Source organism: Nonlabens sp., assembly GCF_965660805.1.
Lineage (GTDB): Bacteria > Bacteroidota > Bacteroidia > Flavobacteriales > Flavobacteriaceae > Nonlabens.
This window is the reverse complement of sequence record NZ_CBFIBE010000028.1, coordinates 14,579-28,559: the sequence shown is the minus strand read 5'-3', so window position 1 is coordinate 28,559 and position 13,981 is coordinate 14,579. Positions and strand designations below refer to the sequence as shown.

At 35.4% G+C, this 13,981-nt stretch carries 12 protein-coding genes; 3 read left to right on the top strand and 9 right to left on the bottom strand.

All coding sequences use genetic code 11. The annotated features are described in order from the left end of the window. Positions 1-111: 111 nt before the first annotated feature. The 4 genes from ACTF48_RS08025 to ACTF48_RS08010 all read right to left on the bottom strand — a co-directional run bounded on the left by ACTF48_RS08025 (position 112) and on the right by ACTF48_RS08010 (position 4,969). Positions 112-2,298, bottom strand: coding sequence for a glutamine synthetase III family protein (locus ACTF48_RS08025; RefSeq protein ID WP_438962638.1), 2,187 nt, complete (start codon positions 2,296-2,298; stop codon positions 112-114). A gap of 117 nt (positions 2,299-2,415) precedes the next feature. Then, positions 2,416-3,366, bottom strand: a complete 951-nt coding sequence (locus tag ACTF48_RS08020; protein ID WP_438962637.1) for a calcium/sodium antiporter — start codon at positions 3,364-3,366, stop codon at positions 2,416-2,418. Between the two features lie 120 nt (positions 3,367-3,486). After that, the gene (locus ACTF48_RS08015; RefSeq protein ID WP_438962636.1) at positions 3,487-4,242 is read right to left on the bottom strand and encodes a carbonic anhydrase family protein; all 756 of its coding nucleotides are present in this window, start codon (positions 4,240-4,242) and stop codon (positions 3,487-3,489) included. Between the two features lie 25 nt (positions 4,243-4,267). Further along, a complete protein-coding gene (locus tag ACTF48_RS08010) occupies positions 4,268-4,969 on the bottom strand; it encodes a DUF2490 domain-containing protein (protein WP_438962635.1) in 702 nt (233 codons plus the stop codon). A gap of 190 nt (positions 4,970-5,159) precedes the next feature. Between ACTF48_RS08010 and ACTF48_RS08005 the strand changes: the two genes are divergently transcribed. Together ACTF48_RS08005 and fsa are read left to right on the top strand one after the other, a co-directional pair. Further along, positions 5,160-5,837, top strand: coding sequence for a TetR/AcrR family transcriptional regulator (locus ACTF48_RS08005; protein ID WP_438962634.1), 678 nt, complete (start codon positions 5,160-5,162; stop codon positions 5,835-5,837). Between the two features lie 229 nt (positions 5,838-6,066). Next, positions 6,067-6,720 carry a fructose-6-phosphate aldolase gene (gene fsa, locus ACTF48_RS08000; protein ID WP_438962633.1) on the top strand — a complete coding sequence of 218 codons (654 nt, stop codon included), beginning with the start codon at positions 6,067-6,069 and terminating at the stop codon, positions 6,718-6,720. A 65-nt stretch (positions 6,721-6,785) separates the two neighbouring features. On the opposite strand, the gene ACTF48_RS07995 is transcribed toward fsa, so the two are convergent. Then, positions 6,786-8,237, bottom strand: coding sequence for a TlpA family protein disulfide reductase (locus ACTF48_RS07995; RefSeq protein WP_438962632.1), 1,452 nt, complete (start codon positions 8,235-8,237; stop codon positions 6,786-6,788). Between the two features lie 139 nt (positions 8,238-8,376). Between ACTF48_RS07995 and ACTF48_RS07990 the strand changes: the two genes are divergently transcribed. Further along, entirely contained in the window at positions 8,377-9,993 is a 1,617-nt protein-coding gene (locus ACTF48_RS07990) for an ABC-F family ATP-binding cassette domain-containing protein (RefSeq protein ID WP_438962631.1), read from the top strand. A gap of 37 nt (positions 9,994-10,030) precedes the next feature. Here ACTF48_RS07990 and ACTF48_RS07985 read toward each other — a convergent pair whose 3' ends face one another. The 4 genes from ACTF48_RS07985 to pheT all read right to left on the bottom strand — a co-directional run bounded on the left by ACTF48_RS07985 (position 10,031) and on the right by pheT (position 13,912). After that, complete coding sequence (locus ACTF48_RS07985) at positions 10,031-10,219, bottom strand: hypothetical protein (RefSeq protein WP_438962630.1); 189 nt, start codon at positions 10,217-10,219, stop codon at positions 10,031-10,033. Beyond that, the gene (locus ACTF48_RS07980; protein ID WP_438962629.1) at positions 10,212-10,403 is read right to left on the bottom strand and encodes a hypothetical protein; all 192 of its coding nucleotides are present in this window, start codon (positions 10,401-10,403) and stop codon (positions 10,212-10,214) included. The genes ACTF48_RS07985 and ACTF48_RS07980 overlap by 8 nt, the downstream gene beginning before the upstream one ends. Positions 10,404-10,493: 90 nt before the next feature. After that, complete coding sequence (locus ACTF48_RS07975; RefSeq protein WP_438962628.1) at positions 10,494-11,213, bottom strand: hypothetical protein; 720 nt, start codon at positions 11,211-11,213, stop codon at positions 10,494-10,496. A 275-nt stretch (positions 11,214-11,488) separates the two neighbouring features. After that, a complete protein-coding gene (pheT, locus tag ACTF48_RS07970; RefSeq protein ID WP_438962627.1) occupies positions 11,489-13,912 on the bottom strand; it encodes a phenylalanine--tRNA ligase subunit beta in 2,424 nt (807 codons plus the stop codon). Positions 13,913-13,981: the final 69 nt, after the last annotated feature.

Genomic DNA, 13,981 nt, shown 5'->3' with positions numbered 1-13,981 from the left:
TTTTCATGAATTCTTGCAAGCTTTTTATGTTATGCTTTCGCGAAAGCATAAATATAAAAAAAACCTCTGACCGTATGGATCAGAGGTTCTATAGTTTAAGTAACTGAATTGTTATCTCGTGAAAAGTAGTTCACGATATTTAGTCAATGGCCATAACTCATCATCTACTAGGAGTTCTAGTTTATCACAGCTATAACGGATCACGTCAAAGTAAGGTTTTACTTTATCGCAGTATTGTGCGGCAGTTTCCTCTGCGTTTTTAGCGTTATTTGCTTTTTTACGTGCCTCAGTCATTTCTGTGATTCCTTTGTTGATTTTCTCGATGTGATTAGAGATTTCTTCAATAAGAATCATTTGCTCTTTGGCAACTTTCTTAAAGTCTTTACCATAAATTTCTTTTAATCCTACTACATTCTCTATCAAGCGGTTTTGATATTTAACGGCGGTAGGAATCACGTGATTACGGGCTATATCACCTAGGATACGTCCTTCAATCTGAATGCGCATGGCATATTCTTCCACTTCAATTTCATAACGAGATTCTGTCTCGATTTTACTCATGATGTTGAGGTCTTCATAAAGCTTGATGGTCTTCTTAGAAACCTTTGCTTTAAGAGCCGTAGGAGTTGTTTTGTTATTACTTAGTCCACGTTTTTCAGCTTCTTTTTCCCAAGCTTCACCATAACCATCTCCTTCAAAACGGATCTTTTTAGACTGCTTGATATACTCACGCAATACGTTAAAGATTGCTTCATCTTTCTTAAGTTTTTTGTCCTTTATAAGTGCATCAACTTCAGCTTTAAATTCTATGAGTTGCTGTGCCACTATCGCATTTAAAACGGTCATAGGGTTTGCACAGTTTGCGGTAGATCCTACAGCACGTAATTCAAATTTATTACCCGTAAAGGCAAACGGAGAGGTACGGTTACGGTCTGTATTATCCAGGATTACTTCTGGAATCTTACCTACTACGTTTAATTTAAGGTCTGTTTTCTCTTCAGGAGATAATTTACCGTCAGTCACTTTTTCTAGTTCATCAAGAACATTAGTTAATTGTGAACCTATAAATACAGATATAATAGCTGGCGGTGCTTCATTTGCTCCTAAACGGTGATCGTTTGAGGCGCTTGCAATGGTAGCTCTTATTAACTCTTCATGATCATGAACTGCTTTAATGGTGTTGATAAAGAAGGTCAGGAATTGTAAATTCTTCATCGGTGTGCTTCCTGGTGATAATAAGTTGACTCCAGTATTAGTAGCAAGAGACCAGTTATTATGTTTACCAGAACCGTTTACACCAGCAAATGGCTTCTCGTGGAATAATACTTTAAAGTTATGACGTGACGCCACCTTGCGCATCACATCCATTAATAAGGAGTTGTGATCTACGGCTAGGTTTGCCTCTTCAAAGATAGGAGCTAGTTCAAACTGGTTAGGAGCTACCTCATTGTGACGTGTTTTAACAGGTATGCCTAAAAGCATACATTCTGTTTCCATATCGCGCATGTAGTTCAAGACTCTGGAAGGAATAGAACCGAAATAATGATCATCTAATTGTTGACCTTTGGCAGATGAGTGACCTAATAAAGTGCGACCAGATAGCTGTAAATCTGGACGAGAATCTGCTAGTGCAGCGTCAATTAAGAAATATTCTTGTTCCCATCCTAAGGTAGCCACTACTTTTGAAACATTTTTATCGAAGTATTTACAAACATCAGTCGCTGCCTGATCGATAACTTGTAATGATCTTAAAAGAGGTGTTTTATTATCTAATGCTTCTCCTGTGTATGCTATAAATACCGTAGGAATACATAAAGTAGTTCCCATGATGAATGCTGGAGATGTAGGATCCCAGGCTGTGTATCCACGAGCTTCAAAGGTGTTTCTAATCCCGCCATTAGGGAATGATGATGCGTCTGGTTCTTGTTGAACTAGCTGTCCACCACCAAATTTTTCAATGACTTCACCATCCATTTCTAGTTCAAAAAAGGCGTCATGCTTCTCTGCTGTTCCACCAGTAAGTGGCTGGAACCAGTGCGTATAATGAGTAGCGCCATTCTGTATAGACCATTCTTTCATTCCAGTTGAAATGTGGTCTGCTACCTCACGGCTTATTTTACTACCGTTTTCCATAGCGTCTAGGACACTTTTATACGCTTGTTTAGTTAAGTGCTGGCGCATCGCCTGCTTATTAAAAACGTTTTTCCCAAAAATCTCACTACGACGTTTTGGTTCGTTTACTTCAACAGGCTGGCGGTTGAGTGTTTCTTTTAAGGCATTAAATCTTAATGTGGACATGATGTGGTATTATTTTATGAAATACAGCACAAAAATAACGCATTTAAAACTTTAACCCCTAAAAATTTAGGGGTATTGTATTAACAAACTATGTTATATTGTGAATAACCCTGTATTTTATAAGGTATTAAAGGCTAAGTATGTGAATATGGCATAAGATAATACATATAGAGCACCTTTAAATCGTGTGATTTCAAATTTACGAGCGATGTATGCCAGTGGTAGAATAGAAAATGAAACTCCAATCATCCAAAACAAATTATTGTTAAGTATTTCCATACTATTTGTATCTATAGTAAATGGCTCTATTACAGCCGTAATACCTAATACTGATCCTATATTAAAGATATTAGAACCTATTAAATTCCCTAAAGAAATCGCTTTTTCTTGTTTTACTGCGGCAATTATGGATGCAGCTAACTCTGGAACAGATGTTCCTATAGCGACCATGGTTAATCCTATAATGTCCTCTGAAACTCCTAAATCACTAGCGATTTGTACAGCACCATTAACCAGTAGTTCTGATCCTTGCCATAAAGCAATTCCTCCTAAGACTAAAAACAATACAATTTTCCACCATTTAGATTCATCTTGTACTTCTTCTAGATCTACCGCTTCTGGATTTTTACGGGCACGTCTTATTAAAAGGACTAAAAAGAGGATTATTAAACCTACTAAGGCAACGCCTTCCCATCTTTCTAGGTTATTTCCTAAATGTAACATTCCATACAACACAACACTAAAAAGCATCATCCATGGCCAGTTGAATTTAAAAAAGTCCTTTTCAATCATCATAGGAGCTATTAATGCGGTAGCTCCTAAAACCAGTGCGATATTTGCAATATTTGAACCTATGACATTCCCTAAGGCTAGTCCAGATAAACCATCCATAGCAGATTGTATGCTTACAATCAATTCTGGAGCACTAGTAGCAAAAGAAACCACGGTTAGCCCTATGATCATGCGTGATAGGTTAAGCTTGAGTGATAAACCTACCGAAGATCGTACTAAGAATTCTCCACCTATGACAAGTAACACTAGACCTATTATTAAATAAAATATGCTCATGAATTAGTTTATATATGCGTGATCAAAAATAGGAGATTATGATCTCTCTTTAAAAATTAAATAAAACAAAAAAGGCAGTGATTCTTAAAACCACTGCCTTTCTAAAATTAATTTTTATAATTAATTAAAAATAACTTCACCTGTTTCCATATTATAGGTAGCCCCTACTATTTTTATAGCACCTTCTTCATCCATTGCATTTAATGTGGCACTAGCAGCTTTAATATCAGCCACCGTTTTAGTAACATTTTCATCTATAATCATGTTTGTAAAGGCAGTATCCTTAGAGGTATGCTCTTTATCGCCGTGGTTATCTAGAACTGGTCTTATTTCATTGAGCAATTCCTGTAAATTATCCATGCCTAGACCTGCAGCATCTGTATTATCTATGGCATGCTTAACAGCACCACAAGAGGTATGGCCTAGCACAACGATTACTTTAGAGCCAGCAACAGCTGTTGCAAATTCCATAGAACCTACGATATCTTTATTTTCAATATTTCCTGCAACACGAGCTACAAATATGTCACCTATTCCTAGGTCAAAAATGTCTTCTACAGGAACACGACTGTCTACACATGAAAGTACGATAGCTTTAGGGTACTGACCTATAGCAGCAAGTCTTCTTTGTGCTGAATGATCTCTACGTGTCGTATTATTATTTACAAAATTCTCATTACCTTTTTTAAGGCGACCTATAATCTCGTCTGGAGTCATGCTCGCTTGCTCTTCAGCAGTTAAAACACTTTTGATGGCAATCTCTGTAGGAGACTCGTTTTGTGTGTCTTCAGCTTTTGTTTCTTTCATATTTTGGTTGCAAGAAACTACACTTGTCATTACCAGAGCTGTTGCGATTAATTGAATTGTTTTTTTCATAATGTTTTTGATTTAATTGTTGATTTTAAAAGTAGTGATGTAAACTGAACTGCAGCTGGCCTTTGCCCCAGTTTACGGTTTTTTGATTCATCCAGCCTAATTGTAATCTTAATTTATCAGTAAGCGCATAACCGGCACCTATGTAAGTTCTATTGCGATCAAATAATTCTACAGATCGATCATTTCCTATATCTGTCTGGCCATTAATAAATAGCTCATTATAAAGGGCTAAATAGATCGCTTTTTTAGATAGATCAGTTTTATTTAGTGGTACGTTTAGAAAAAGATTGTATCGATAGCGCGTTCTAAAATCTTGATGTTCTACAAAACGTTGCTCATATCTAAAGCGATGTGTGAGGTAAAAGCGTTTTCCTATTTTTTGCGGTAAAAGCGCTTCTTGATAGATACGACTTTCTCCACTTGTGGCATTTGAATCGCCATATTCTCCTGAAGTGATATGTGCATATCCTAAGGTTAAAGTCACATTTGTGTTTTTAGGATTGTAAGTAAGTCCAGATCGCAAAAGGAGTTGTTCCATGTCTCCTAGACCTTGCCAGTCACGATATTGAAAATCTCCTTGAATTCCCCAGTTTGAATTTTCAAATTTTGTATTGTAAAAATACATGTACCAAGCGCCAGTTTGTGATTGATCTACAGACTGACCATAAGTGGTCATAGAGCTTACCATCAGTATCACCAGTAATAAGTGTTTTTTTAGTCCTGTCATAATTATTAATAGTTTGTCCTTATCCAGTTTTGAATTATCTCACACCTTGTGTTATCAATTGTTAAAATTAATTTGAGCAAAGATATGTTTAATTTTAAATTTGATAGTATTACTATCTTAAATAATTGTTATAATTTACCTAACCTGTCTTTTACTATATTTGTAGTTCAATGAAGCAATTATAAGTTTGATGAATCGCGGTATACAGTTTAGTATTTCTTCACAGCTTTATCATAAAGATCCACAGCAAACCGTTTATGGTAAAAGGCTTTTAGAGCATAGTATTGAGGTAATGTATGAGTTAGGTTTTGAGTCTTTTACCTTTAAAAAGTTAGCTCAAGCAATGAAATCTACAGAGGCCTCTATTTACAGGTATTTTGAGAATAAACATAAACTATTAATTTACCTTAATTGCTGGTATTGGGAATGGGTACACTATTTAATAGACCTGCATACCATGAATGTAGATGACGCGCAAAAAAAGATAAAAATTGCGATTCATGAGTTATTAAATGCCTCAAATCAATCCAGTATGACCGCTTATATTAATGAAAGTTTGCTGCATGAGATAGTCGTCATAGAAGGTGTAAAAGCCTTTCACTTTCACGAGGTTGATCAAGAAAATGACCATGGAGCATTTAGAAGTCGTAAAGAGTTAATAGAAAAGATAGCGGCTTTAATTTTAGAAGTAAATCCTGATTTTAAATACAGTAAGAGTCTCGCTAGTACTATTAGTGATATGGCTGATAATCAGATATATTATGCGGCTCATTTGCCTCGGCTTTCTAGTGTGAAAGGTGTTGATAAATTAAAACAAATAGAGGCTATGATTAACCAGTTTACTTTTTCAATTTTAGGAATTCATTAAAATTTAGAGTTGTTGCGATTCCGCTTTCGCGAAAGCGATATGATATCACCTCATGGAAATATTCTAAAGATTCAGCTGTTTTATGTGATATAAAGTAGTCTGTTTTTGAACCATAAGGAACATATCTAGAATGGTCTGTTAAAAAACATTTTATATCTATTTTTTTTAATTAGAGAGATCTGTTCATTAAATCCATTAATTTGTACTAAATAAAACATCCTACAAAATCATGAAATTTTTTATCGATACCGCAAACCTAGATCAAATAGCTGAAGCTCAATCCATGGGAGTTTTAGATGGAGTAACTACTAATCCGTCTCTCATGGCCAAAGAAGGAATTACAGGACCAGATAATATTCTAAACCATTATAAAAAAATCTGTGAGATAGTAGATGGACACGTAAGTGCTGAGGTGATCTCAACAGATTTTGACGGAATGGTAAAAGAAGGAGAAGCACTAGCAGCTATGAATGATCAGATTGTGGTAAAGTTACCTATGATTAAGGATGGTGTAAGAGCTTGTAAATACTTTAGTGATAAAGGAATTAAGACAAATGTTACTTTAGTTTTTAGTCCAGGACAGGCGTTACTAGCTGCCAAAGCTGGAGCCACTTATGTTTCTCCTTTCATAGGAAGGTTAGATGATATAAGTACCGATGGCTTAAACCTTATCGCAGAGATCAGAATGATTTATGATAACTATGGTTTTGAAACTGAAATTTTAGCTGCTTCTGTAAGACATACTATGCATGTTATAGACTGCGCAAAACTAGGTGCTGATGTTATGACAGGACCACTTTCATCTATTGAAGGTCTATTAAAACATCCATTAACAGATATAGGTCTAGCTAAGTTTCTAGCAGATTATAAAAAAGGGAATTAAATAGATGATCATTCTATTATAAAAAAGGCTCGCATCGCGAGCCTTTTTTATTTTAATTTTTGTTTTTACCTGTTGATATAACCTAGTAATGTAGTTTCGATTTGAAAATGGAATAGATTAATACTAGGGTCTATAATGGTTAAGTTTTTATCGATAACCATGCTGCGGTTGTTATGGCGCAAAGCTAGTTGTGCGCTTACAGGAGATACGTTTAGAATTTGATATTCCATAGCTGGGTTAAAGTCATAGCGTTCATAAGCTTGTTCCCATCGTTTTCCCTCAGAGTCATCTAGATTTATTCCTATAAAATCTATTTCTGGATACTTAACGCGCAACTCTTTAATTTTATCATGTACTCTAATGGCATATTCTCGCTCCAGATCTGACCAAAAGAATAATACACTTAATTTATCAACCCGACTGGATAGGTCTAAAGATTCTTTATAAGTGTTTTGAATTTTAATATTAGGCATCTCATTACCAGGATCCAGTTTAATATAAGTAGCAGCCATTTCTGTAATTTTAGACTTAAGCTTCTTATTATGAGTCATTTTAAGAAAGACATCTACCAGTTCATTAATCTCGTTTGCATTTTTACGATTCATAATAAAATACTGCGTGTCATTTGTAGCAAAAATATCTTTAATAGTTCCACGACTGAATAAACTGTCTATAATATGTAAACGTTTTTTATGATACTTTAAACTAGAGCGATTTACTAACGCTCCAGATCCTAGGTCTCTCGCTAGAGCTGTAAAGGCCATATTTGAAATAAGCGCATTAACATAGGGTCTGAACGCTATGTTATTAAGTAGTGCGTTATTATCCACCTTTACTTCTTTTCTATAATCATAGAAGGAATCTGGCAGTTCTTTATTATTTAAAAAGTCATTTTTACCGTAGTGGACAAAAGCGTATCGCTCTATTTTAGACCAGCTAGAGAACTTAATAATCTCCTCTGCATGGCACAAGAATTCTTTATCAAATTTATGCTGCTCAGTATGTTCTTTTAAATCACTGAGTCGCGCAGCAGTGATACTATCCAGCATCTTTTTAAAGACGGTATGTGATTTTTTATAATTATTTAAAAATGCACTGTTCTCTTTTTCTATTTGAACATATAAATTTATTAAGTAATTATTCTCCTTAGAATGATTGCCTGAAAATGCAAGCGTTTCATCAAATGCTTTAGTGTTTAAACGCAACATGATACTATCACCTGGCGCTATATAAAAAGATTGATATTCATTAGGGTGCGAGAACGTGTAAAGTCCAGGGCTTATAGTGCTGTAGGTTTTAGAAAAAGAGCCATCTTTTTGTAGCGGTATCGTGTCTGTTATCCCATTATAATCGCTGATTGTAACATAGTTATTATGAGCGTTAATAATCTTACCAGAAATATGTGTGACCGTATGTGAGTCTTCTTTACATGAAGAACATAACAAGAGTATACCCGTTAAAAGGTAGAAAAGATTTATGTCATTACGCTTTCGCGAAAGCAAGTAAAATAAACTCATTAAAGCATACTCATTATGGCTGCATACAAAAGAAACATTTCTATGAGCTATTGCGAGTTAATGAGCTGTTAAAAACAACAAAATCAGTATGGTATTAACTTAATATTATCTGTATTTTTGCACGCTCAAAGACTAAAATATGTTATCAGTTTCTAATCTATCAGTACAATTCGGTAAACGCATCCTTTTTGATGAGGTGAATGCAAAATTTGGTGGTAGTAATTGTTATGGAATTATAGGCGCAAATGGCGCAGGAAAATCTACTTTTTTAAAGATCATGACAGGCCAGATGGAACCTACCAGTGGTCATGTAAGTCTAGAGTCTGGAAAACGCATGTCAGTTTTAGAACAAAACCATAATGCACATGATGAAGATACCGTTCTAGATACCGTACTGCAAGGAAACAAACCTTTATATAAGCTTAAAAAAGAAATAGATGCACTCTATGCAGACTATACTGATGAGAACGCAGATAAAATAGGTGAATTACAAGTCCAGTTTGAAGAGATGGATGGCTGGAATGCAGACAGCGCTGCGGCTTCACTACTTTCTAATCTAGGAATAGGTGAGGAGTACCACTACACCTTAATGGGTGATATGGATAATAAATTAAAGGTGCGTGTGTTACTAGCGCAAGCACTTTTTGGGACACCAGATGTCCTTATTATGGATGAGCCTACTAACGATCTGGATTATGAAACCATTTCCTGGTTAGAGAATTTTCTAGCAAATTATGAAAACACAGTCATTGTAGTATCGCATGACCGTCACTTTCTAGATGCCGTCTGTACCCATATTGCCGATATTGATTTCGGTAAAGTAAATCAGTATAGCGGTAACTACACTTTCTGGTATGAGTCTTCACAACTTGCCGCACGTCAAAAAGCGCAAGCCAATAAAAAGGCTGAAGAAAAGAAAAAGGAACTGCAAGAATTTATCGCTAGATTCAGCGCAAATGTTGCAAAGTCTAAACAAGCGACATCTCGTAAAAAGATGATCGATAAATTAAATATTGAAGAAATTAAACCATCTTCCCGTCGCTATCCTGCAATTATATTTGAAAGAGAACGTGAGGCAGGTGATCAAATTTTAAACGTAGAAAAGCTAGCTGCGTCCATAGATGGAGAGTTACTGTTTAAAGATGTAGATATTAACCTGGCCAAAGGAGATAAGGTAGTCCTGTTCTCAAGAGATAGTCGTGCGACAACTGCTTTTTATGAAATTATAAACGACCGCATGAAAGCAGATTCTGGATCATTTATGTGGGGTGTGACCACTACTCAAAGTTATTTACCAGTAGATAATGCCTCGTTCTTTGATGTAGATCTAGATCTAGTAGACTGGTTGAGACAGTATGCACAAACTGAAGAAGAACGTGAAGAAGTTCACCTACGTGGGTTCTTAGGTAAAATGATTTTCTCTGGAGAAGAAGCTTTAAAAAGTGCCAGAGTACTTTCTGGAGGAGAAAAGGTAAGATGTATGTTATCACGCATGATGATGAAAAGAGCAAACGTACTTATGGTAGATGAACCTACTAACCACTTAGACCTAGAGTCTATTCAAGCTTTAAATAATAGCTTGAAAAACTTTAAAGGAACTGTTATGCTTACTACTCATGACCACGAGTTTGCACAAACGGTAGGTAATCGTGTGATCGAGTTAACACCTAATGGTGTGATAGATCGTTATACTACTTTTGAAGAATATATGGATGATAAAGCCATTAAGGAATTAAGGAATAAAATGTATTCTTAATTATTTTCACCTGGTTGGAGCTTAAAATAGACGTGTGTTACTTAGTACTCTTTGGTCTTGCTAGATATTGATATACCCTAAATAATCCTAAACCGACCAAGAAAAAAGAACCGATTAATTGATAAGTAGGTAATTCTTCTTCTAGGAAATAATTTTCAAAGAGTTTATAAGCACCTAAAATTAAAAATACTAAACCTAGATAAAAATTGATGGTAATTTTATTCATTAGGTTTTTGCATTAAGGCATTATAGGCAACTACAAAACCATACACAACTATTGCAACCGATAGTACTACGCGCCATGTAGGCATTTGAGTATCTCCAAGAAAATGTTCATACAATCTCCAGCCACCAAATCCTATCATAACAGCTGCAATAATTCCACCTAAAAGTGGGTTTCTTGTTTTCATAAAGTTTTCATTAAAAAAAGCAAGATAATAAAAAAACGCTCTTCCTTGAGAAAAGCGTTTTTTGAACACACTATGGTTTGTAGTTCTTATTTATGCGTTAAAATATTTTGAGTTCCATATTGCTGTGTTGAAATTTTTTCCTTTGGCAAATGAGTAGTATAACACCATAGCAGCTATGGATTTAAACATGAAAAAGAAAATTAAAACAAACTGCACGCCACTTGTTTCAGGAGAAAAAATACCGCTAGGCACTAATGCGCTAGCAATTAAACTCACGATAAGAGTAGTGATAATTAAATTTTCAAAGCTTTTAAATGACCAAGCCCATGCTTTCCGTAACGGACTTAAATCATTTCCCCATTTATGAATTAAGTAAAAATAACCGTTTCCTATAGGAGCAAAGAGTAGTGGATCATCAGCATTTTCTAGTTTAAACATCTTAGAAGGTGCTACGATTTTAAAGCCTCGCAATGTAATGTCGTGATCTTTTTCTAACTGCTTTATTTTACTTACAGCCTCTTGAGGGATGTCGTTTTTAAAATATTTAGTGTCTAAAAATCTCAAACGGTAATCTACACATATGTCATGTATATGATCTACATGGTAAATCTTATTTGTTTCTAGTAAGTCAAAGTTAAAATGATTTCGAGGAGTAGGCTTTTGAGGATTCCTCATGCGCAGCATAATGGCGTCCTCTTGCTGTTGATCTTGTTCTAGTATTTGAGATACTTGTGCAAGAATATCAGCTTCGTTATATTTCTTACTCCTCTGCTTTTGTAGCTTTTGTTCAATATCTGTGCGCGCTAACATAAATTCCCTTTAATTATGCCAATTTGAATTTATACGGTCTTCATAAATAGTTTCTTTTTTACTTATTTTTCACTTAAAAATATTTCCCTAGCTACGGCTATGCAAAGAATTTTTAGCTTCAACTAAGCAAAAAAATAATTCCATTTATTTTAACGACGTTATAAACACAAATTAGTATTAGATATTTAAAATTAAGAGATTTTCATTAAAAATAAAAAACTCCTTCACGATTTAGGTCGTAAAGGAGTTGAAAAGCTATCATGGCTGCGTAAATTTTAACGTAATTCAGCACCTAGTTGTTTTTCTAACTGTTGCTGTATTTTGTTCATAGACTTGTCTATCTGTTTATCAGTTAAAGTTTTTGATGCGTCTTGTAATAAGAAGCTTAGGGCATAAGATTTTTTCCCTTGAGGTAAGTTCTTGCCTTCATAAACATCAAAAAGTTGCACTTCTTGTAATATTTTTTTCTCTGTTTGAACCGCTATGTCATGTAGTTCTCTGAAGCTAATGGTTTCATTAACTAGAAGAGCTAAATCTCTTTTAACTGCTGGGAATTTTGGAATATCAGTAACAGTTTTTCGTTCTTTTTGAACCAGTTTTAATACTTCATCCCAGTAAATATTCGCATAATGAACAGTAGCCTCTATATCAAACTTTTTACAGAGTTTCTTTTTTACCACACCTAGATCAGCAATTTTTGCACCGCTATTTAATGAAATTCCTTCACTTAAAAATTCCATTTTAGTCGGTTTTTCAGAGATAACAGAGATACCTAAACGTTTTAACACAGCTATAACGGCACCTTTTAAATAAAAGAAATCTGCAGTGCGTTGTGCACTATTCCAGCTTTGTTCATGGATCGCTCCCGTAGTGATAATGCTTAAATGTTTTTGCTCTGTAAACTGGCGTTCTTGATATTGATGATAAGTGTTACCAAATTCAAATAGTCTTAAGTTATCCTGTTTACGGTTTAAGTTATGAGCTACTGCTTCTAGCGCACCATAAATTAAACTCTGTCGCATCACAGATAGATCGCTACTCAGTGGATTGAGCATGCGTACTTCATTTTTAGGAGAGATTTGCTCGGTTAGTGTATGGTATTTATCAGATGTGAGACTGTTTGCCATCATCTCATAAAAGCCTTGTCCAGCGAGTTGCTGGCCTACTAGGTTTTGTAATTTATGATTATCAAGCCTGGAACTCTGTGCAATACTTGCATTTAGTTTATCGCTGGTTCCTATACGATCATAACCATAAACACGTAGTATTTCTTCTATAACATCTACAGGTCTGGTAACGTCGTTTCTGTAAGCAGGAATGGTGAGCCCTAAACCAGTTTCAGTAACGTTATTTACATTAATATCTAGTGTTCTTAAAATACTTTTAATTTCCTCTTTAGGTATATCTTGCCCTATTAATGAATTTACTTTGGCATAAGGAAGAAACACTTGCTGGTCTTCTATTTTTTGAGAATACAGGTCTGTAATATCGCTGGTGATTTCTCCACCGGCAGTTTCCTGGATAAGCAGTGCAGCTCTTTTTAAGGCATATTCTGTAATGTTAGGATCTATTCCACGCTCAAATCTAAAAGAAGCATCGGTATTCAAGCCGTGACGCTTTGCCGTTTTGCGCACACTTACCGGATTAAAATATGCAGATTCCAAAAAAATAGAAGTCGTTTCATTCTTCACGCCACTATTAAAACCGCCGTAAACACCTGCCATACATAATGGTTTTACAGCATCACAAATCATTAAGTCGTCTTCATGAAGTGTATAATCTACTTCATCCAGCGCTTTAAAAACAGTTCCAGCGGCAACTGTTTTTACCACAATCTTTTTTCCTTCTATATGATTCAGGTCAAAAGCGTGAAGCGGTTGTCCTAACTCATGCATCACATAATTAGTTACATCTACTACATTATTTTTAGGCGTGATCCCTATAGTTTTTAATCGGTTTTTAATCCACTCAGGAGATTCCTTAATGGTAATTCCAGATATAGTCACGCCGCAATAACGTGGTGCTAGTTGTGTGTTTTCAACTTCTATGGCTACGCGATGGGTGCGATTATCTACATAAAAACTACTTACAGAAGGAGTGATGAACTCTAGCAAGTTGCCATCTATAGCAAGGCCAGCTCTTAAATCTCGAGCCACACCTAGATGAGACATCGCATCTGAGCGGTTAGGAGTAAGGCCTATTTCTATAGTGTGATCATTCTCTAGGTTGATCACCTCGCTAAAAAGGGTTCCAGGTTCTAGTGAATCATCCAGCATCATAATACCGTCATGAGATGTTCCTATACCTAGTTCATCTTCGGCACATATCATTCCGTGGCTTTCTTCACCACGTATTTTTCCTTTTTTAATCTTCCAGGCTTCACCATCTTCTGTGTAAAGAGTGGTTCCTATGGTAGCTACAGGAACTTTCTGTCCAGCAGCAACATTAGGTGCACCACAAACTATTTGAACCGTTTGTGCGCCTAGATTTACTTGAGTAAGTTTTAATTTATCAGCATTAGGATGAGGAACGCATTCAGTTACATGACCTACCACGATACCTTGTAATCCACCTTTTATACTTTCAAATTTTTCCACACCTTCTACTTCTAATCCTAGCGATGTGAGTAGTGCTGTGTGCTCTTCTATAGACTCTGGAACATTGATAAATTGACGGATCCAGTTATAAGAAACCTTCATAAAATGATGAATTTTTTTGGGTTGGTAAAGATAGTATTAATGCCGCTTTCGCGAAAGCGTATCCATTAT